Raw genomic sequence first — 20,070 nt, 5'->3', positions numbered from 1 at the left:
GGTTTTGGAGCTTGTCTGTTGTTTTTCAGGCTCATTGTTTTTTGGTGGGCGCGCCAACGGCGGATGATTTACCTTTGCCAACCGCTTTTTTGGCGGAGTTGGATGGGCCCCGGGGCCGTCTGCCAACGTATCAACTCGCTTCTTCCACCAGCCGTGCCCGCAATGCTACTCGATTTTGAACAACCCATCGCTGCCCTTGAGGGCAAGCTCCAGGAAATGCAGCGTCTGGCCGCCGATAGCGACGTGGACGTGACCAATGCCGTGACGGCATTGGAGGCCAAAATCAAAAACCTCAAGAAAGAAACTTACGCTAACCTCACGCGTTGGCAGCGGGTGCAGCTCTCGCGCCACCCCGAGCGGCCCTACACCCTAGACTACATAGATGGGATGGCCCAGAAATTTGTGGAGCTGCACGGCGACCGCACTGTGGCCGACGACAAGGCCATGGTGGGCGGCTTCGGCGAAATAGATGGGCAGCCGGTGATGTTCATCGGGCAGCAAAAGGGCCACAATACCAAGCAGCGCCAGTTTCGCAACTTCGGCATGCCCAACCCCGAGGGCTACCGCAAGGCCCTGCGCCTGATGAAGCTGGCCGAAAAATTCAACGTGCCCATCGTGACGCTGATTGACACGCCCGGCGCCTTTCCGGGCCTGGAGGCCGAGGAGCGGGGGCAGGGCGAGGCCATTGCCCGCAACCTCAAGGAGATGTTCATGCTGAAGGTGCCGGTTATCTGCGTCATTATTGGCGAGGGGGCCAGCGGTGGGGCCCTGGGCATTGCCATCGGCGACCGGGTGCTGATGCTGGAAAACACCTGGTACTCGGTGATTTCACCCGAGTCGTGCAGCAGCATTTTGTGGCGCTCGTGGGACTACAAGGAGCAGGCCGCCGAGGCGCTCAAGCTCACGGCGACCGATATGCAGAAGGCCGGCTTGGTGGACGGCATCGTGAAGGAGCCGCTGGGTGGGGCCCACACCGACCCGGACGCCATGATTGCGACGCTGAAAAAGACGTTGCTCAAAACGATCAAGGAACTGGCCGCCGTGCCCGCGGCCGAGCGCATTTCGCAGCGCATCGACAAGTTTTCGGCCATGGGCGTGGTGGTGGAATAAATAATTGGCGAGTACCAAAAGGCCCGTTTGGGAGCAGTTGCGGCTTCCAAACGGGCTCTTTCGTTTCTTGCCGTGCGTTCCCACCCACTACTTCGCTTTTTACCATGCAGATTCACGCAGTTGATACCGGTTTGTTCAAGCTCGATGGCGGCGCCATGTTCGGGGTGGTGCCCAAGTCGATGTGGCAGAAAGTTTACCCCGCCGATGCCAACAACCTGTGCACCTGGGCCATGCGCTCGTTGCTTATCGAAGAAGGGAACCGCCTGACGCTCATCGACACGGGCCTGGGCGACAAGCAGGACGCGAAGTTTTTCAGCCGCGTCGATTACCAGCCTGCCGGCGTGCTCGACCAGTCGCTGGGGGCCTTGGGCTTTGCGCGGGCCGACATCACGGACGTGTTTCTAACGCATTTGCACTTCGACCACGTGGGCGGGGCGGTGGTGCGCCGGCCCGACGGGGCCCTGGCGCCGGCCTTCCCCAACGCCACGTACTGGAGCAACCAGGCGCATTGGGACTGGGCCACCCACCCCAACCCGCGCGAAAAAGCCAGCTTCCTGGCCGAAAACATCCTGCCGCTCCAGGAAAGCGGCCAGCTGCGCTTTATCGACCCCGCCACCGGGGTGCCCCCCGGGCTGCCGTTCCGCGAGCTGCTGTTTGCCGACGGGCACACCGAGAAATTGATGGTGCCCGTGGTGGAATACAAGGGGCGCACGCTGGCGTTTATGTCCGATTTGCTGCCCAGCGCGGCCCATTTGCCGCTGCCCTACGTAATGGGCTACGACATGCGCCCGCTGGTGACGCTGGCCGAAAAAGAAGCCGTGCTGGCCCGTGCCGCCGCCGAAAACTGGGTGCTGCTGCTCCAGCACGACCACCTCACCGAGGCCTGCACCGTGCAGGCCACCGACCGCGGCGTGGGCCTGGCCGAGCGCCTGCGGGTGGCCGATTTGGGGTAAGCAGGGCCCCCGTGCCGGCCCGCCGGGGCCCTGATTTTTACCGGTTTCTCTTTGCTTCGTTAGCGCCCGCCATGCCGTACCCCGCCGCCGCCGCTTCTCCAACCCCCGCGCTGGCCCTGGCCCTGTCGGGCGGCGGGGCGCGGGGAATTGCGCACCTGGGCGTACTGGCCGCCCTCGACGAGCTGGGCCTGCCGGTGGGGCGGCTGGCGGGCGTCAGCTCGGGGGGCATTGCGGGGGCGTTTTACGCGGCCGGCTTTCCGCCGCGCGAGATTTTGCGGCTGCTGCTCGGCACCAACGTGGCCCGGCTCACGCGGCCGGTGTTCAGCCGGCTGGGGCTGCTGGGGCTCGATGCGGTGGAAGCCCTGATGGCCAGCCATTTGGGGCCCCACGTGCAGTTCGAGGAGTTGCGGCTGCCCCTCACGCTGGTCGCCACCGACTTGATGGCGGGCGAGTCGGTCTACTTCAGCGCGGGGCCGCTGCTGCCGGCGCTGCTGGCCTCGTCGGCGGTGCCCATCGTGTACCGGGCCGTGGAGTACCAGGGCCGCCAGCTCGTGGATGGGGGCCTGCTCAACAATTTGCCCGTCGAGCCGCTGCTCTCCGGCGGGGCCCCGGTGGTGGGCGTGCACTGTAACCCCCTCAACCGGGCGGCCCACATTCCTACGCTGCGCCGGCTGGTGGAGCGCACGTTGCAGCTGGCCATCAACGCCAATACCAGCGCCCGCAAGGCCCAGTGCGCCCTGCTGCTCGAGCCGCCCGAGCTGCGCCACTACCGCCCGCTCGATTACCGCAAGGGCGCCGAGCTGTTTGAGGTGGGCCACCGCTACACCCTGGGCCGGGCGGCCGAGCTGCGCGCCCTGCTGGCCTGAGGGGGCCCGCGCTTTACCTTTGCGTTCCCACCCACCCCCTTGTTTTAGCCAATGCCCGCCCGCAAAACCTCTACCGTCTGGTTCTACATCGCCAAATTCGTGTTCTGGGTATCGGGCTGGAAACTGGGCCAGCTGGCCAACCCCGACATCAAGAAAAGCATGATGATTGCGGCGCCCCACACCAGCAACTGGGACCTGATTTACGCCCGCGCTGCGTTTTACCTGATGGACGTGGACGTGCGCTTCACCGTGAAAAAGGAGTGGACCGACCACTGGCTGCTCGGGGGACTGGTGCGCTCGGTGGGTGGCCTGGCCGTGGACCGCACCAAGAACAACAGCCTCGTGGAGGGCATGGCCGAGCTCTTCAACGCCCACGACGAGCTGGTGATTCTTATCACCCCCGAGGGCACCCGCAAGTACCAGCCGCGCTGGCGCAAAGGCTATTACTTCGCCGCTTCGGCCGCGCACGTGCCCATCCGGCTGGGCTATTTGGACTACAAAAACAAGGAAGCCGGCATTGGCCCGGCCGTGTACCCGAGCGGTGATTACGCCGCCGACGAGGAAAAAATCAAGGCCTTCTACCGCACCAAAACCGGCCGCTTCCCTGCCCAGGGCGTGCGCTGATTAATTCGGGGCCCCGCCGCTACCTTTAGCGCATGGAAAAGGCGCAAACGCTGCTCTGGATTGCGCTGGGCCTCGGGGCCTTCGTGTACCGCATGGTGCAGAAAATGCGCGCCACCGCCGCCCAGGAGTCCCGCGAGCGGCCCCGCACGCCAGCCGTGCCCGCCTTGCCCACCGCCTCGTTTCAGGAGCTGCTGAAGCAGATGCAGGCCCGCAACGCCGCTGACCCCGGGGCCCCCGCGGCTCCCGCCACCGGCCAGTTTCTGCCCGCGCCCGCCGGCCCAGCGGCCCGCCCCAGTACGCTGGGCAGCCGGCCCATGCCCGTAGCCCGCCCGCAGGAGCGCCACCCGCGCCGCCCGCTGCGCCGCCTCACCTCGCTGGAAGCGCCGGCCACGGCCCGGCCCCTCAGCCCGGCCACGCCCGTGGTGCAACGCGGGGCCAACCTGCCCCGCGCCGTGGTGACGGCCCAGCCCGATGCTACCTACCGGCCGTTTGCGCCCGCGCCGGCTGCCGAAAGCACTGGCACCGCCGTGCGCCGCCTCCTGGCTCAGCCCGCCAACGTGCGCGCGGCCTTCGTGCTCAGCGAAATTCTGAACCGGCGGATTTGGTGAACCGGGGCCCTAATTAGTCCTGCGTGAGGGCGTAGCTCACCAGGTTGGCGCCCATGCGCAGGGCCGCGTCGTGCACGGCGGGCGGGTCTTCGGGGTAGGTGCCCACGTCTTCCCAGCCGTTGCCCAGGTCGCACTCGAAGCTGTAGAAGCACACCAGACGGCCTTTGTACACGAGGCCAAAGCCCTGGGCGCGTTTGCCATCGTGCTCGTGCACCTTGGGCAGGCCGTGCGGAAACGGGTATTTCTGGTGGTAAATGGGGTGGGAGTAGGGCAGCTCCACGAATTCCAGTTCGGGAAAGACTTTCTTCATCTCGGGCCGGATGAACTTGTCGAGTCCGTAGTTGTCGTCGATGTGCAGGAAGCCGCCGCCGATGAGGTAGCGCCGCAGGTTCTGGGCCTCGGCGGCCGTAAAGCTCACGTTGCCGTGGCCCGTCATATGCACAAACGGGTAGTCGAGCAGCTCCGGCGAATCCAGCTCCACGGTGGCCTCGTCGGGCGCGATGTTGGTGTGCAGCGCCTGGTTGCAGAAGCTGATGAGGTTCGGCAGGCTGGTTTTGTTGGCGTACCAGTCGCCCCCGCCGCCGTAGTGCAGCTTGGCGATGCGGAAGCTGGGGGCCCCCGGCGCCGGCGCGGCGGCCGTGGCGGTGAGGAGCAGGGCAGCAGCGAGGAGCAGGTGTTTCAGCATAGTAGCGCAGGAAGGAAAGCGGGCCCGAATGGATTGCAAAGGCGGCACCGGGCCCGAAAGTTCGGGGAAATGGCCAGAATCGCTGGTGCAGGGCCCTGGGGTCCCGCGCCGCCGCGCGGCGGTATTTTGCGCCCGGGGTTTCTTCCCGCCCCGGCCAGCAGTGGACCCGACCAACGCCAACCTACTCTCCTTCTTGCAAAGCACGGGCACAATCGCGCCTCCGCAAGCTGTGGAAATCGCGGCGCACTTCACGCCCAGAACGCTGGAAAAGCACCAGTTTCTGCTGCAAGCCGGCCGCATCAGCGACGATTATCTTTTCCTCGACCACGGGCTGCTGCGGGCCTTTGTGCACGACCCGGACGGCAACGACGTCACGACCGGGTTTTACACTGGCGGGCAGGTTGTGTTCGAGGTGGCGTCGTTTTTTAACCGCCCGCCCGCCCGCGAGTCCATCCAGGCCCTGACCGATTGCGCGGGCTGGGGCCTGAGCTTCCAGCAGCTGAACGCCCTTTTTCACGCGCGCAGCGAGTTCCGGGAGTTTGGGCGGGGCGTGCTCGTGGGCGGCTTTGCGGCCCTCAAAGACCGGATGCTGGCCGCCATTACCGAGCCGGCTGCCGCCCGCTACGAGCACCTGATCCGCGCCCACCCCGAAATTGCGCAGCACGCGCCGCTCAAGCACATCGCCTCCTACCTGAGCACCACCGACACCTCGCTGAGCCGCATCCGCAAGGGCCCCGCCAAGAAATAACCAGGGCCCTTCTTTTCTTGCCATTTGGCAAGCGGGGGCCCCGGGCCGCCCGGTTCCTTTGCAGCGTCATTCTCCTACCCAACCGCTGCAATGGAAAACGTGCCTTCTCCCTCGGCGTGGCCTTTGGCCTGACTACCGGCCTCGCGGTCTGGCTGTTTTACCGGGCCACGCGCCGTTCCCAGCGGTCGTTGCTGGTGGTGCTGGCGTGGCTGCTGCTGCTGCAAGGCGCGGTGGCGCGCAGCGGCTTTTATGCCAACACCGCGGCCGGGCAGCCGCGGCTGGCCCTGCTGCTGGGGCCCCCGCTGCTGGCCATTGCCGGGCTGTTTGCCACCGCCGGCGGCCGGCGGTTCCTCGACGGGCTGCGCCTCGAAACGCTCACGCTGCTGCACGTGGTGCGCGTGCCCGTGGAGCTGGTGCTGCCGGGCCTGTTTCTGCACAAAGCCGTGCCGCAGCTGATGACGTTTGAGGGGCCCAACTGGGACGTGCTGGCGGGCCTGACGGCGCCCATTGTGTACTACCTCGCCTTCGTGGCCAAGCGCCTGGGGCCCCGGGGGCTTCTGGCGTGGAACGTCGTTTGCCTCGGCTCGCTCCTCAACATTGTGGTAACCGCCGTGCTGTCGGCACCTTCGCCCATCCAACGGTTTGCCTTCGAGCAGCCTAATGTGGCCATTCTGCACTTCCCGTTCGTGTTCCTGCCCGGGTGCGCGGTGCCCTTGGTGCTGCTGGCGCATTTGGCTACCATCCGGCAGTTGGTAGCGCCGAAGTCCCTGATTACCGCTGCTTTCTGAGCACCATCACCTGCCCGCCGCCGGCCGCCAGGTTCAGCTCCACCACGTCGCTGCGGCGCACCCGGCGGGTTTGCTTCACCAGGTGGTTGGGGTCGGTGGCCACGTCCGGCGCGTCGCCAAATAAAGTAGCCTCGTACTCGCCAGCGGGTAGGAAATCCAGCTTGAGGGCCAGGGTGCGGGCTTCGCTGCTGTTGATGGTGCCCACGTACCAGTCGGGGCCCCGGCGGCGGGCGAAGCAGGCGTACTGGCCCACGGCGGCTTGCGGCACGCGGGTTTCGTCCCACACCGTGGGCAGGGCCGTGATGAACTCGAAACCGGGCTGGTTTTCGTAGGCCGCGGGGTAGTCGCACACCAGGCCCAGCGGGCTTTCCAGCACCACGTACATGGCCAGCATGTGGCAGCGGGTGCCCACCATCAGGGGCCGGGTTTGCTGGGGCTTGAACTGGGCCAAGGGCACGGCCCGGAAGCCGCCGAGGTGGTAGTCGGTGGGCCCGGCCAGGCCCCGGGTGAAGGGCATGTTCAGGTCGTGGTCGGGCAGCATGGGCCCCGCCCACTTGTTGTTTTCGTAGTTGAGGGTGCCCTCGCGGGTGAACTCGTTGGGGTAGGTGCGGGCCAGGCCGGTGGGCTTGGCGGCCCCGTGGAACTGGATGTGCAGGTGGTGCTGGGCCGCCTTGCGCAGCATTTCCTCCTGCATGTTCACCATCTGCTGGTCGTCGCGGTCCATGAAATCGACCATCATGCCCTGCACGCCCCAGGCCTCAAACTGCGCCAGGGCCTTGTCGAGCTGCGCGTAGAACGGCTGCCAGTGCACCCACACGCGAATGCCCACGCCCTTGCTCTTGGCGTAGTCGCAAACCTGCTGCATGTCGAGGCTCGGCACCGGGCGCGTTACGTCGGAATGGGGCCCCGGGGCGTAGCTGATGCCGTCGTTCACGTACCAAGCCACACCGCCGTAGCCGATGACGCTGTGGTAGGCCAGCCCGTGGCGGGCGCAGAAGTCAATGTAGTACTTGTTGGTCTCAAAGTTCAGGCCCGGGCTGAAGGTGGTGTCGGGCACCACGTCGCCGTTCCACCAGTGAAAGGTGCTGAGGCCCGGCCGGAGCCAGCTAAAGTCCTGAATGGCCGGGGGCTCGTTGAGGCTGGCAACGATGTTCGATTCCAGCAGCGTTTCTACCCGGCGGCCCAGCAGCAGCACGCGCCACGGGCTGCGGTGCGGCAGCGCGGCCACGACCTTTACGTCGGTTTGGCCCGGCAGCGGCGAGAGGCGGCTCGTGAGTACGCCGTCGTGCTTGGCCAAATACAGGGTGGCGTAGTCGCGCACGGCCGCTTCGGTAATGGCCAGGTAGGCGCGGCCCGGCAGCTCGAACAGCGTCGGCAGGTCCATCAGCGTGTCTGCCTGGATTTTAGCCAGCGGCAGGCGGCTGTACAGGCCCTCGTGCGAGGTGGTGTAATTTTCCCGGAACAGCGTGAGCACCGTGGGGTTGCCGGCCAGGTTGAAGGTTGAGTTTTCCTCGGTGAGGACGTAGGACGCCCAGTTTTTCTGCGCCGGAAATTCGTAGCGGAACGCCAAGCCGTCGTCGAACGCCCGCACCACCACGTTCACTTGCCGCCGGGCCCCGGCTTTTTCTTGCAAGGCCAGCACCACCTGGCGGTAGTGGTTGCGCACCCGGCTGTTCTTGCCCACGGGCAGCGCGTAGGTTTCGTCGGTTTGGGAGGGCCTAGCGCTCAGCAGTTTGAGGCCCGCCGAAAAGGGCCCGCCTTCCTTGAATACCAAGCCCAGCGCCGATTCGGCCACGACCGGCTGGCCCGCCAGGCTGACTTGATACACCGGGGCCCGGGGCGTGAGGCGAAAGGTAAAAACCAGCTGCCCATCGGGCGATTTTAGCCGGACGGCGCGTTGCGCCTGGGCGGCCCCGCTGCACAGCAGCCAGCCAATTAAAAAGCTTGTTATCAGACGCATGGGCGGGATACGGGGACCGGGTGGCAGCACGGAGCCGGGGCACGGCCCCGGCGCGGCGCAGGCCGTTGCAGGCCCTAAGTTCGGCTTAAATTCCGGCGAATGGGGCGGTTAGATTTCCCGGGCGATGTGCGCCGTGAAAACCGCTGCCAGCGCCGCCGTTTCGGTGCGCAGCCGGGAGGCCCCCAGCGTCACGGGCCGAATGCCGCGGCCGAGCGCCAGCGCAATTTCCTCCGGGGTAAAGTCGCCTTCCGGCCCAATGAGCACGCAGCAGCCGGTGCCCGCGGCGGCCACCTGCGCCAGGGCCGTGCGCTCGCCTGCTTCCAGGTGCGCAATGAAGGTGGTGGCGGCCTCGGCGGCGGCCACAAAAGGCGCAAAATCCGTCAGTTCGTCAAGCTGCGGCAGCCACGCTTGGCCCGACTGCTTGAGGGCGCTGACGGCGATTTTTTCGAGGCGCTCCAGCTTCAGCTCGCGGCGCTCGGAGCGGGCGCAGCGCAGGAAGGAAATGCGGTCCACGCCCACCTCCACGGCCTTTTCGACGAACCACTCCAGGCGGTCGAGGTTTTTGGTGGGGGCCACGGCCACGTGGGTGAGGTAGGGGCGGGGCGGCACGGCTTCGTGGGCAGTGAGGCGCAGCTGGCAGCGCTTGGGGTTGGCGTCGGCCACCACCGCTTGGTAGCGGCCCCCGCGGCCGTCCACGAGGGCCACGGGGGCACCGGGGCCCAGGCGCAGCACGCGCACGGCGTGCTTGCTTTCTTCTTCGGAGAGGGTATAGGCCGGTTGGCCGGGGCGCAGGTCGGGGGCGTAGCAGGTCAGCATGGGGCGCAAAGGTCGGCCAAACCGGGGGCCCCGGCGCGCTATTTCAACGCCTCGTTCAGCACGGCGGCTAGGCGCAGGCCGGCTTGCTGGATGCGCCGCTGCACCTGAGGCCCGTGCTCGGGGTAGTAGCGGTAGTCGAAGCCAGTGGGGTTTTGGGCGGCTTCGGCGTAAATCTGCTCGCTGAGCTGGTACGATTCCCACAGCCACTGGGCCACGTCGTCGCGCTGCCATTGGCGCTGCTGGGCCTTGGGCACGTCGTCGTACTGCTGGCCCATTTCGGAGTAGCTCAGGCCCTGGTAATCCAGCAGGCCGCTGTCCCAGAGGCTGTGCAGGTTGGTTTCCTTGCCGTGGTAGGTCAGCTTGATGGCGTTGCCGCCCTTGTCTTCGAGGCGGCCGGCGTGCAGGGGCTGGTGCACGTCGCCCACGAGGTGGATGACGAACTTCAGGGCCACCGCCCGGTCGGCCTTGGGCTTGGACTTGTCCTTCAGGATGGCCAGGTTGTCGAGCAGCGCGCGGTAGGCGTTGGGGGTGGTTTGGGCCTTCAGGTCCTGCACGTACTGGTCGTGGCCGAGGCCAGCGGGGCTGTTCACGTAGTGCCACGCATTGGTGCCCTTGAACTCGGGCACGGACGGGTACAGGATTTCGTCGGCCCAGGTGCTCACCAGCGTCACGGTTTCGGTGCCCAGCAACTCGTGCACCGCGCGGCGCGCTTGGCTGGTAAGGTGGTGCTCGGCCAAACGGCCCACGGCGCGGTGGCCTTCCACGCCCCAGGCCCAAAGGCGGGCGGGTGCGAGGGTTAAAAGGAGAAGCGGTAGGAGACGAAAACGAATCATAAGAAGCGAAAAGCCCAAAATTAGCGCAGCCGGGGCCCCGGCGCACGCCCATAGACCGCGCCCGCGGCCAGGGGTTGCGCCACTCACGAAAAAGCCCCGGCTGCGCGGGCAGCCAGGGCTTTTTTTTGAGTGGCTAATAGCCAAGGATTTACACCGTCACCGCCGCCCGGGGGGCCCCAGCCAGAATTTCTTCCTTGGCAAAATCGGCGTACTTCTCGAAGTTGGCCACAAACTTGTCGGCCAGGGCGTTGGCGGTGCGGTCGTAGGCATCCTTATCGGCCCAGGTGCGGCGCGGGTCCAGGATTTCGCTCGGCACGCCGGGCACGGCCCCGGGCACCATCACCCCGAACACGGGGTGGGGGTTGAATTTTACCGTGTCGAGCTGGCCGGTGAGGGCGGCCGTGATCATGGCGCGGGTGTAGCCCAGCTTCATGCGGTGGCCAGTGCCGTAGGCGCCGCCAGTCCAGCCAGTGTTGATGAGCCACACGTTCACGTCGGGGTTTTCGTCCATTTTCTGGCCCAGCATCTCGGCGTACTTGGTGGGGTGCAGCGGCAGGAACACCGCCCCGAAGCAAGCCGAGAACGTGGTTTGCGGCTCGGTGATGCCCATTTCGGTGCCCGCCACCTTGGCCGTGTAGCCCGACATGAACAGGTACATGGCGTGGCTTTTGTCGAGCTTGCTGATGGGCGGCAGCACCCCGAAGGCGTCGGCGGTGAGGAAGAAAATGTTCTGCGGGGCCCCGGCCACGCCTGGCTCCACGGCGTTGGCAATGAAGTCGATGGGGTAGGCGGTGCGCGTGTTTTCGGTCACCGATTTGTTGGCGTAGTCCACGGTGTGGGTGCCGAGCACGAAGCGCGTGTTCTCCACGATGGCGCCGTAGCGGATGGCGTTCCAGATTTCGGGTTCCTTCTCGCGGCTCAAGTCAATGACTTTGGCGTAGCAGCCACCCTCGAAGTTGAACACCTCGCCCCCGGGCGTCCAGCCGTGCTCGTCGTCGCCGATGAGGCCGCGGTTGGGGTCGGCCGAGAGGGTGGTTTTTCCCGTGCCCGAAAGGCCGAAGAAGATGGCCGTGTCGCCCTGGGGCCCCACGTTGGCCGAGCAGTGCATGGGCAGCGTGGCGTGCGCGTGGGGCAGCAAGTAGTTCAGCACCCCAAAAATGCCCTTTTTCATCTCCCCGGCGTAGGCCGTGCCCCCGATCAGAATCATCTTCTTGGTGAAGTTGATGACGGCGAAGTTGGCCTGGCGGGTGCCGTCCACGGCTGGGTCGGCGAGGAAGCCCGGGGCGCAGATGATGCTAAAATTGGGCAGCCAGGCAGTGTCGGCGCCGGCCTCGGGGCGCAGGAACAGGTTGTAGCAGAACAGGTTGTGCCAGGCCAGCTCGTTCACCACGCGCAGCCGCAGCTGGTAGGAGGGGTGGGCCCCGGCGTAGGCGTCGCGCACGAACACTTCCTTGTCGGCCAGGTAAGCCACCATTTTCTGGTGCAGCTGGTCGAATTTTTCCGGCGCAAACGGGATGTTGATGTCGCCCCACCACACGCTGCTTTCCGTGCCGGCGTCCCGCACGATGAAGCGGTCCTTGGGCGAGCGGCCCGTGAACTGGCCGGTGTCGCACATCAGGGCCCCGGTGTCGGTGAGTTCGCCTTCGCCCCGGCGCAGGGCGTGGTCAACCAGCGCAGCGGGCGGCAGGTTGAGGTGTACGGCCCCGGTGGTGGCACCAAAGCCCAGGGGCTTCAGGCGGTCGGCGGTGGGCGAGGAGGTGGGCGTTGGCATAGGAACAACGAGAAAATGGGTGGGATGGAATGGATGCTGGAAGGCAGGCACAAAATGTTCCGGGCCTGGGGGCCTTAGGGGAAGTATTTCGGCGGAAGGGCCCTGGCGGCCGGCCGGCCGGAAATATAAGCGGATAGGAATAAAGTGCTTGTAAGCAAGTACTTTATAGATAAGGTCAATAGTTCTGACGGGCCGTTGCAGGGTACTTTTGGAACATGACAAAGGTAGCCGATGCCCTCGGCAGCGCACTGAAACAATTGGCAACATTACCAGGACAAATCATACCTTGTGCCGGAATTTCATCGGTTTGCGGTAAAAAATCACCCGTTTTATTCCCCGTCCGGCCATGCCTCAGGAAATTGCGCGCTACAACGGCATCTACGGCGACCGCCAAGCTGGCGTCAGCTACGATTACCTCCAGAGCCAGCTCATTGCCCCCCGCCAGCGCCTCACCGATTGGGGCCTGAAGCCGCACCTGCACGGCAATTTGTTCCAAGTATTTTTCCTCGAAGCCGGCCGCGCCGCTTTTGAGGCCCCCGCACGGGCGGCGCTCATCACGCCCTGCCTGGTGGTCATTCCGGCGGGCACGGTGCACGGCTTTACCTTTAGCCCGCAGGTGCGGGGGCGTACGCTCACGCTGGCCGAGGGCTTGCTCGACACCATTTTGCAAGCCACGCCCGACGTGCTGGTGGAGCTGAACGCGGTGCACGTGCTGGCCGAGTTCAGCGCCGAAGTGCCCTTTGCCGACCTGCTGGCCCTGGCCCAGCAAATCCACGCCGAAACCCACGCCGACCTGCCCGGTAAGCAGCTGGCCCTGAACGGTCTCTTCAAGCTGCTGTTCGTGAAGGTGTTCCGGCTGCTGCACCACAACCGCCGCAAGGCCGCCAGCCCGAACAGGGCCCTGCACTACTTCCGCGAGTTCCAGAAGGCCATTGCCCGGGCCGCGCCCTTTGAGAAGAAAATCGCCGACTTCGCCCAGGAGCTGAAGATTACGCCCGTGCACCTCAACCGCATTTGCCAGGCCGTGAAGGGGCGCACGGCCCTGCAAATTGTGCAGGCCCACACCCTGCGCCGGGCCCACAACTACCTGGTCTACACGTCGCTCTCGGTATCGGAAATCGCCTACGAGCTGCAATTCGTCGATCCCGGCTACTTCACCCGCTTTTTTCGCAAGCAAACCGGCCTCTCGCCGGGGGCCTACCGCGCCCGGGCCTACCAGGCCGCGGGGGGCCCGGCCGCCGTCCAGCCCTAGTGCCGGGGGCCCCGCGGCCCGACTGCCGAAACTTGCCTAGCTTTACCCATCCCGTACTGCCGGCCATTTGCGCCGGCCGGCCGCACGGCTTCTTTTCACTCCTACACCTACTCTATGCAACCTGCTGCTGCCCAGCGCGAGCAATCCATTCCGGCCTCCACCAGCCACCCCAAGGGGCTGTATCTGCTGTTTGCCACCGAAATGTGGGAGCGGTTCAGCTACTACGGCATGCGGGCCGTGCTGGTGCTGTTCCTCACCAAGGCCATGCTGATGGACAAGGCGTTTGCCTCGAAGTTCTACGGCGGCTACACCAGCTTGATTTACCTCACGCCGCTCATCGGCGGCTTCATCGCCGACCGCTACTGGGGCAACCGGCGCTCCATCCTAACCGGCGGGGCCCTGATGGCGCTGGGGCAGTTCACGCTCTTCGCGGCCGCCTCCAACTACGGCCCGGCCGCCACCCACGGCCTTAGCCACCAGTTATTGTACCTGGGCCTGGGCCTGATGATTCTGGGCAACGGCTTCTTCAAGCCCAACATTTCGTCGATGGTGGGCTCGCTCTACAGCGCCACCGACAAGCGCAAGGACGCGGCCTACACCATCTTCTACATGGGCATCAACCTGGGCTCGTTCTTCGGCAACACCGTCACCAGCCTGGTGGGCGACACCGGGCGCTCCGAGGATTTTCGCTGGGCGTTCCTGGCCTGTGGCATCGCCATGGTGCTGGGCACAATCTTCTTCCAGTGGGGCAAAACCCGCTACCTGCACACGCCCGAAGGCGAGCAGGTAGGCGAAACCCCGGTGAACTCCGGCGGCATCAAGGGCGTGTTTGCCCTGCTGCCGGTGCTGCTGGCGGTCATGATCGGCATCTTGTGGCTCGATTCGGCCAAGTTTGCCACCATCGCCCCGCTACTGGGCATCGCCGTGGTCGTTATTGCGTTCATGATTTTCAGCGATAAGTCGCTGAGCGGGGCCGACATCCAGGGTATCCTGGTCATTTTCATTGTGTCGTTCTTCGTGGTGTTTTTCTGGGCCGCATTCGAGCAAGCCCCGGCCTCGCTCACCTTCTTCGCTGATGAGCAGATGGACCGCCACCTCTTCGGCTACGAGCTGCCCGCCAGCCTGTTCCAAAACCTGAACGGCTTCTTCGTAGTGGCCGGGGCCCCCGTCATGGCCTTGCTCTGGACGGCCCTGGGCCGCCGCGGCGCCGAGCCGCCGTCCCCCGTCAAAATGGCGATGGGCCTGGCGCTGCTGGCCCTGGGCTACCTCGTGATGTGCTTCGGTGTGCACAACGTACAGCCGGGCGTGAAGGTGAGCATGTTCTTCCTGGTGGCCCTGTACTTCTTCCACTCCATCGGCGAGCTGTGTTTGTCGCCCATCGGCCTCTCGCTGGTCAACAAACTGGCCCCCGCCAAATTCAGCTCCCTGCTGATGGCCGTGTGGTTTCTGGCCAACGCGGCCGCCAACTACCTGGCCGGCTACATGAGCAGCCTCTACCCCGACCCCAAATCCACGAAGCCTGCCCCGGTGCTGCTCGGCTACCACATCGAAAACCTCTATGATTTCTTCCTGGTCTTCGTCGTATCGGCCGCCGTGGCCGCCGTGCTGCTGTTCGTCATCAGCGGCAAGCTGGCCAAAATGATGGACGCCCGCAACCACGCCCCCGCCGCCGTTTAGGGCCCCGGGCGTTACACACACGAAGCCCCCGCTGGCCTGGCCAGCGGGGGTTTTTCTTTACTTTCGGAGCAAATAATTATTCTCTAATGCCCCCTAAATTCCATCGTTGCTTACAGGTATTAGCAGGGCTCACCTTTCTGTTTTGTGGGTTGGGCATTATCAGCACAATAGTTAGCCTCAAGTATGAAACGGAAGCCAATAAGTGCATCTCAACAGTAGATGGCCGCGATTTATGCCAAGCTCTTCACTATAACTGGATATTATTAGGAGGAGCTTTTGCCTTCATTGTGGCGCTTTCGCTGCTGGAAATCAAAATCGCCAAACCAAAACATTAGCGGGGTTACTTGGTCAGCGTGCGTGTATCATAAGCTACCCAGGCCCACCAGCGGCGCGGGTGGAAGGAGTAGGGCCCTCAGCATCCCACCTGCGAAACCGCTAGACCATATCCCACAAAAAAAGCCCCGCCGGACAGCGTCCAGCGGGGCCTTTTTTGTGGGCTAAGCAAATCTAACGGAATCCGTTCCTATCCGTTAAATCCACTTAATCTGCGGTCTACATCATGCCGCCCATGCCACCCATACCGCCCATGCCGCCGTCGCTATGGCCACCGGCCGACTCCTTAGGCTCGGGCTCGTCCGAAATCACGGCTTCGGTCGTCAGCAGCAAGCCGGCAATCGAGGCAGCGTTTTCCAGCGCGAGGCGGGTTACTTTGGTCGGGTCGATGATGCCCGCGGCCACGAGGTTCTCGTAGCGGTCTTCGCGGGCGTTGTACCCGAAATCACCGCTGCCTTCGCGCACTTTCTGCACCACCACCGAACCTTCGCCGCCGGCGTTCTGCACAATGCAGCGCAGGGGGGCCTCCAGGGCGGTGCGGATGATGTTCACGCCGGTGCGCTCGTCGCTGTTGTGGGTGTCCACTGCGGCCAGGGCCTCAATGGCACGCACCAGGGCTACGCCGCCGCCGGGTACCACGCCTTCCTCAACGGCGGCGCGGGTGGCGTGCAGGGCATCGTCCACGCGGTCTTTCTTCTCCTTCATTTCCACTTCGGTGCTGGCGCCGATGTAGAGAATGGCCACGCCTCCCGACAGCTTGGCAAGGCGCTCCTGGAGCTTCTCCTTGTCGTAGTCCGACGTGGTGGTTTCCATCTGGGCTTTGATTTGGGCGATGCGGCCGCTGATGGCCTCTTTCTCCCCTTTGCCGTTCACGATGGTCGTGTTGTCCTTGTCGATGATGATTTTCTCAGCCGTGCCCAGGTATTCCAGGGTGGCGTTTTCGAGCTTGTAGCCCTGCTCTTCGCTGATGACGGTACCGCCCGTGAGGGTGGCAATGTCTTCCAGCATGGCCTTGCGGCGGTCGCCGAAGCCCGGAGCTTTCACGGCGGCAATTTTCAGCGAGCCGCGCAGCTTGTTCACTACGAGCGTGGCCAGGGCCTCACCGTCCACATCTTCCGAAATGATAACCAAAGGCTTACCAGTGCCGAGTACTTGCTCCAACACGGGCAGCAGCTCTTTCATGGTGCTCACTTTCTTGTCGTAAATGAGCACGTAAGGGGAGTCGAACTCCACTTCCATCTTCTCCGGGTTGGTCACGAAGTAAGGGGAGAGGTAGCCGCGGTCGAACTGCATGCCTTCCACCGTTTTCACTTCGGTTTCGGTGCCGCGGGCTTCTTCCACGGTTATCACGCCTTCCTTGCCCACTTTGTCCATGGCATCGGCAATCATCTTGCCGATTTCCGCGTCGTTGTTGGCCGAAATCGTGCCCACTTGGGCAATTTCCGAGTTGTTTTCAATCTTCTTCGACTGGGTCTTCAGGTTGGCTACCACGGCGATAACCGCCTTGTCGATGCCGCGCTTCAGGTCCATCGGGTTGGCCCCGGCGGCCACGTTCTTCGAGCCGGCCATGTAGATGGCCTGGGCCAACACGGTGGCCGTGGTGGTGCCGTCGCCGGCCTGGTCGGCCGTTTTCGAAGCCACTTCCTTCACGAGCTGGGCGCCCATGTTCTCGATGGGGTCGCGCAACTCAATTTCCTTGGCCACGGTCACGCCGTCCTTGGTAATGGTGGGGGCCCCAAATTTCTTGTCGATGATGACGTTGCGGCCTTTGGGCCCCAGGGTCACCTTCACGGCGTTGGCCAGTTTGTTCACGCCGGCCTGCAAGCGGGCGCGGCCTTCGGTATCGAATTGGATGTTCTTAGCCATGTTGAATGGTAAAACGGGTGGTTTAGTTAAAAGATGGGCAGCTGCGCGCTGGCTTACAACACCGCGAAGATGTCCGACTCGCGCATGATGAGCAGGTCTTCACCGTCGACAGTGATTTCCGTGCCAGCGTACTTGCCGTACAACACTTGGTCGCCCACAGCTACCTGAGGCTTGATGAGCGAGCCGCTATCGGCGGTTTTGCCTTCGCCTACGGCCACTACTTCGCCGCGCTGGGGTTTTTCCTTGGCCGTGTCGGGGATGATGATGCCGGATTTGGTTTTCTCCTCGGCGGCGGCGGCGCGGACGATGACGCGGTCAGCCAGCGGTTTCATGCTAAGTGCCATTCTGGGTTTGTTAAGGTTAAAAGGATGGGGAATCAGGATAAGCGGCACCCCGTCATTTCCCGTGCCAGGGCCCCAAACCCTGACAAAATGCGCCAATTTGGCCCCGCTACCTGGCAAAAATGGCAAAGCCCGGCCACAAAAAACGGCGGCCCCGCTTGTTGCGGAGCCGCCGGCAAGGCGGAGCTTAAGCAAGGCGCCAGGGCCCCACCACCATTTACTTGGCAGACTGGGGAGCCGGGGCGGACGCGGCCGGGGCCGTAGTGCCAGGGGTAGCGGCGCCCGACGGAGCCGGGGCGGGCAGCGACCGGGTAGCGGGCAGCTTGGTTTCGAGGGCGCGTTGCTGGTTCACGCTGCGGGCGGGGCCGGCAACGCCCTGGCCCAGCATGTGGGTGCCGAGCGAGAGCACCACCAGGGTTATGGCGAAGCCCCAGGTGAGTTTTTCGAGCAGGTCGCCGCTGCGCTTCACGCCAATCATGCTGGCCGCGCCACCGGCGCTGAACTGGCCAGACAGGCCGCCGCCCTTGGGGTTTTGAGCCAGCACCACCAGTGCCAGCAGGAAACACACGAATAGAATCAGGATCAGTAAGGCAGTGTACATCAGAAGAAAAGAAACAGAGCGCCGCTTAGCGGGCCGGGGGTTACAATTGTTGAATTTGGGCCGCAAAGTACGCCATTTTTTCCGGCTGCTTCACCATTAGCCGCTCGTAAATCTCGATGGCCCGGGCCGTTTTGCCCTGCCGCGCCAAGATTTGCGCCAGGCCTTCAGATGCCAGCTCGGTTTCGGGGCGGGTGCTGCGGGCGCTTAAGTCGGCTTGCGCGCCAGTAGCCGGTGGCAGCATGGCCGGGCGCGTAAGGCGCGGCTGCCGGCGCAAAAAGGTGTTGATGAGGTCGATGGACGAAGGGGCTTCCGGGAGGCGATGGACGGTCCAGTGGTCGAGCAGGAGCACGTCGGGGGCAAAAAACTCGCCCGTGGGTGGCAGCGCGGCGGTGGGCCCCGCGGCGGCCTGGTCGTCAGCCTCCCACGAATTCAGTAGCTGCACGGCAAAGCCCAGCCGGCTGCTGCCGCCCAGGCCGTAGCCCAGCTCCGCATCGCCGGTGAAATCGGCGGCCGTCAGCGGCCGCGCGCTGGCCACGGCCGGCAAAGCAGCCGCAGCTAGCGGGGCCAGAGCCAGCGTGGAGGCGGCCGCAGCCCATTCGTCTACCAAGCCCGGCAGCTCGTATACGGGCGCCGCCTCCGCGGGCTCCTCCAGCAAATCGAATTCTACCCGGGCCGCGCTGGCCGCTTCCGGCGGGTGGATGGGGGGCGCCACGGCTGGCAGCTCGGGCTCGTCGGGGCCCCCAGGTGGCAGCTTTAGGAGTAGTTCGGAAGCCAGCCCATCCGGTGCGCTTGTCAGTGCTTCAGCCGGTTCGGTGTCAGTTTCAGCTTGGGAAACATCAGCCACAGCGGTAGCTGCTGCCTCATCGGCAGGGAGTTGCGCTTCCTCAACTGCCGGAGCTGGGGCCCCATCGGGCTGCGCGTCTTCGCTCGAATCAGCTTCGTTCAACGCAACTTCCGGCGCTGGGGCCCTGGTTACTGCTTCTACAGCAGCTGCCTCCGGTGCGTGCTCCTCCAGGGCCAGCGCTTCCGTCGTTTGCTCCTCCAACCCCGACGTTCCTACGGCTGAAGCCTCTGGCACCGGAATTTCGGGCGCTGGGGTAACCGTCGGGCTGTCAACCGAATCCGCCGGTGCCGCTTCCGTTGCGGCCGCGGCTGTTTCGAGAGCGGCTTCGACATTTGATGCTGCCAGGGAAGCGGACGGGGCCCCGGCAACGACCGATGGCGCTGGGGACGCGGCTTTCAGAGGAGCCAGTTCCGGTTCGGCGGTGGGGGCCCCGGCGGGGACCACTTGCTCGATGAGGCGGCGCAACAGCTCGCGGTCGGCGGCATAGGTGGCGGCGCGGCGCAGGCGCTGGCCGGCCAGCATGGTGCCTTGGTCGTGGGCGGCTTTGGCCAGCAGCAGGTGAGCCGTCTGGCAGTATGGGAACGCCTGGGCCAGCTGCTCCAGCTCGCGCACCTCCGCCGGCGCAATGGCCGTGGGGTGGTCGAGAACGTGCAGAAGGGCGGCGCGGGTCATGCGTTTGTGGTTAGGGATTGTAAATTGTAAATTAACAAGCTGCGGCTTAAAAGCTATTTAGGAAGCCTAGAGGTTCAAAATTGACCATCATGCTGAGCTTGTCGAAGCATCCCTACTGCTTCGTTAGGACCGTTCAATGAAGCGGTAGAGATACTTCGACAAGCTCAGCATGACGACCTTCTAAACAGATCCATTTGGCGCTCAACTACCAGTTAGCCACCGATTTATTAAAGATATCGGTGATGACGTTGTTGGTGATTTTGCGCACCGCCGTTTGGTCGTTGTTCACGGCCGCCACGTCTTGGGTCGAGGGGAAATCGCCGAAGCTTTGAAATACTTGGTCGAAGCTCGCCTTTTCGTCCTTGCTGTTCACAAAGCGCACCTTCACCTGGATGGTGAGGCGGCTAGAGCCGGCCAGGTCCACGTTGTCTACTTTTTGGATGGCGGCGGGGGCGTAGTCGTAGGCCACAATGCTGCCGTCGAACTGGATGTCGCCGTCGCGCGGCACCAACTTCAGGCTGGTGTTGCGCTGGAAATAATCCTTCAAATCCTCCGTAAATCGCTGCGTCAAAAAAGCCGGCGCGTTGGGGGCCGTGGTCTGGATGGTTTGGATGGAAAACGTGCGGATGGCCGGGTCGATGTTGGTGCCGTTGAACGAGTACACCCCGCAGCCCGACAGGCTCAGCACCAGGCCAATGGCCATCAGTTGATACGTAACGGCT

The 20,070-nt window shown here is 64.3% G+C and carries 20 protein-coding genes; 10 read left to right on the top strand and 10 right to left on the bottom strand.

Going from position 1 to position 20,070, the window contains the following annotated elements; genetic code table 11:
- Positions 1-162: 162 nt before the first annotated feature.
- The 5 genes from AXW84_RS11130 to AXW84_RS11110 all read left to right on the top strand — a co-directional run bounded on the left by AXW84_RS11130 (position 163) and on the right by AXW84_RS11110 (position 4,161).
- Complete coding sequence (locus AXW84_RS11130; RefSeq protein WP_068232817.1) at positions 163-1,110, top strand: acetyl-CoA carboxylase carboxyltransferase subunit alpha; 948 nt, start codon at positions 163-165, stop codon at positions 1,108-1,110.
- A 104-nt stretch (positions 1,111-1,214) separates the two neighbouring features.
- A complete protein-coding gene (locus AXW84_RS11125; protein ID WP_068232815.1) occupies positions 1,215-2,063 on the top strand; it encodes an MBL fold metallo-hydrolase in 849 nt (282 codons plus the stop codon).
- A gap of 71 nt (positions 2,064-2,134) precedes the next feature.
- Entirely contained in the window at positions 2,135-2,929 is a 795-nt protein-coding gene (locus tag AXW84_RS11120; RefSeq protein WP_068239278.1) for a patatin-like phospholipase family protein, read from the top strand.
- 51 nt (positions 2,930-2,980) lie between these two features.
- Complete coding sequence (locus tag AXW84_RS11115; RefSeq protein ID WP_068232813.1) at positions 2,981-3,553, top strand: 1-acyl-sn-glycerol-3-phosphate acyltransferase; 573 nt, start codon at positions 2,981-2,983, stop codon at positions 3,551-3,553.
- A gap of 32 nt (positions 3,554-3,585) precedes the next feature.
- Positions 3,586-4,161 carry a hypothetical protein gene (locus AXW84_RS11110; protein ID WP_068232811.1) on the top strand — a complete coding sequence of 192 codons (576 nt, stop codon included), beginning with the start codon at positions 3,586-3,588 and terminating at the stop codon, positions 4,159-4,161.
- A gap of 13 nt (positions 4,162-4,174) precedes the next feature.
- On the opposite strand, the gene AXW84_RS11105 is transcribed toward AXW84_RS11110, so the two are convergent.
- Entirely contained in the window at positions 4,175-4,846 is a 672-nt protein-coding gene (locus AXW84_RS11105) for a DUF4159 domain-containing protein (protein ID WP_082773834.1), read from the bottom strand.
- Positions 4,847-5,006: 160 nt separating this feature from the next.
- Between AXW84_RS11105 and AXW84_RS11100 the strand changes: the two genes are divergently transcribed.
- Both AXW84_RS11100 and AXW84_RS11095 read left to right on the top strand, forming a co-directional pair.
- Positions 5,007-5,594, top strand: a complete 588-nt coding sequence (locus AXW84_RS11100; RefSeq protein WP_068232801.1) for a Crp/Fnr family transcriptional regulator — start codon at positions 5,007-5,009, stop codon at positions 5,592-5,594.
- Between the two features lie 116 nt (positions 5,595-5,710).
- Complete coding sequence (locus AXW84_RS11095; protein ID WP_204248444.1) at positions 5,711-6,382, top strand: hypothetical protein; 672 nt, start codon at positions 5,711-5,713, stop codon at positions 6,380-6,382.
- Here AXW84_RS11095 and AXW84_RS11090 read toward each other — a convergent pair.
- The 4 genes from AXW84_RS11090 to pckA form a co-directional block, all read right to left on the bottom strand.
- Positions 6,366-8,342 carry a glycoside hydrolase family 97 protein gene (locus tag AXW84_RS11090; RefSeq protein ID WP_068232798.1) on the bottom strand — a complete coding sequence of 659 codons (1,977 nt, stop codon included), beginning with the start codon at positions 8,340-8,342 and terminating at the stop codon, positions 6,366-6,368. The genes AXW84_RS11095 and AXW84_RS11090 overlap by 17 nt on opposite strands.
- Before the next feature lie 108 nt (positions 8,343-8,450).
- Entirely contained in the window at positions 8,451-9,158 is a 708-nt protein-coding gene (locus tag AXW84_RS11085) for an RsmE family RNA methyltransferase (RefSeq protein ID WP_068232794.1), read from the bottom strand.
- 38 nt (positions 9,159-9,196) lie between these two features.
- Positions 9,197-9,991: a S1/P1 nuclease gene (locus AXW84_RS11080; protein ID WP_071891213.1), complete on the bottom strand. Its 795-nt coding sequence runs from the start codon at positions 9,989-9,991 to the stop codon at positions 9,197-9,199.
- A 148-nt stretch (positions 9,992-10,139) separates the two neighbouring features.
- Complete coding sequence (pckA, locus tag AXW84_RS11075) at positions 10,140-11,762, bottom strand: phosphoenolpyruvate carboxykinase (ATP) (RefSeq protein WP_082773832.1); 1,623 nt, start codon at positions 11,760-11,762, stop codon at positions 10,140-10,142.
- Between the two features lie 346 nt (positions 11,763-12,108).
- Between pckA and AXW84_RS11070 the strand changes: the two genes are divergently transcribed.
- From AXW84_RS11070 to AXW84_RS24825, 3 genes are all read left to right on the top strand, one after another.
- Positions 12,109-13,014 (top strand): AraC family transcriptional regulator, encoded by a 906-nt coding sequence (locus AXW84_RS11070; RefSeq protein ID WP_068232786.1) that lies wholly within the window; start codon positions 12,109-12,111, stop codon positions 13,012-13,014.
- Positions 13,015-13,128: 114 nt separating this feature from the next.
- Positions 13,129-14,691, top strand: a complete 1,563-nt coding sequence (locus tag AXW84_RS11065) for a peptide MFS transporter (RefSeq protein ID WP_068232783.1) — start codon at positions 13,129-13,131, stop codon at positions 14,689-14,691.
- Positions 14,692-14,777: 86 nt separating this feature from the next.
- Positions 14,778-15,026: a hypothetical protein gene (locus AXW84_RS24825; protein ID WP_157886949.1), complete on the top strand. Its 249-nt coding sequence runs from the start codon at positions 14,778-14,780 to the stop codon at positions 15,024-15,026.
- Positions 15,027-15,243: 217 nt separating this feature from the next.
- On the opposite strand, the gene groL is transcribed toward AXW84_RS24825, so the two are convergent.
- The 5 genes from groL to lptE form a co-directional block, all read right to left on the bottom strand.
- The gene (gene groL / locus AXW84_RS11060) at positions 15,244-16,890 is read right to left on the bottom strand and encodes a chaperonin GroEL (RefSeq protein WP_068232780.1); all 1,647 of its coding nucleotides are present in this window, start codon (positions 16,888-16,890) and stop codon (positions 15,244-15,246) included.
- Between the two features lie 53 nt (positions 16,891-16,943).
- Positions 16,944-17,234: a co-chaperone GroES gene (groES, locus tag AXW84_RS11055; RefSeq protein WP_068232777.1), complete on the bottom strand. Its 291-nt coding sequence runs from the start codon at positions 17,232-17,234 to the stop codon at positions 16,944-16,946.
- A gap of 214 nt (positions 17,235-17,448) precedes the next feature.
- Entirely contained in the window at positions 17,449-17,832 is a 384-nt protein-coding gene (gene secG, locus AXW84_RS11050) for a preprotein translocase subunit SecG (protein ID WP_068232772.1), read from the bottom strand.
- 40 nt (positions 17,833-17,872) lie between these two features.
- A complete protein-coding gene (locus AXW84_RS11045; RefSeq protein ID WP_068232766.1) occupies positions 17,873-19,348 on the bottom strand; it encodes a hypothetical protein in 1,476 nt (491 codons plus the stop codon).
- 205 nt (positions 19,349-19,553) lie between these two features.
- Positions 19,554-20,051 carry an LPS assembly lipoprotein LptE gene (gene lptE / locus AXW84_RS11040; RefSeq protein WP_071891210.1) on the bottom strand — a complete coding sequence of 166 codons (498 nt, stop codon included), beginning with the start codon at positions 20,049-20,051 and terminating at the stop codon, positions 19,554-19,556.
- Between the last annotated feature and the right edge of the window lie 19 nt (positions 20,052-20,070).

Source organism: Hymenobacter sp. PAMC 26628, assembly GCF_001562275.1.
GTDB lineage: Bacteria > Bacteroidota > Bacteroidia > Cytophagales > Hymenobacteraceae > Hymenobacter.
The sequence above is the reverse complement of the archived record's forward strand: the minus strand, read 5'-3'. Positions and strand labels throughout refer to the sequence as shown.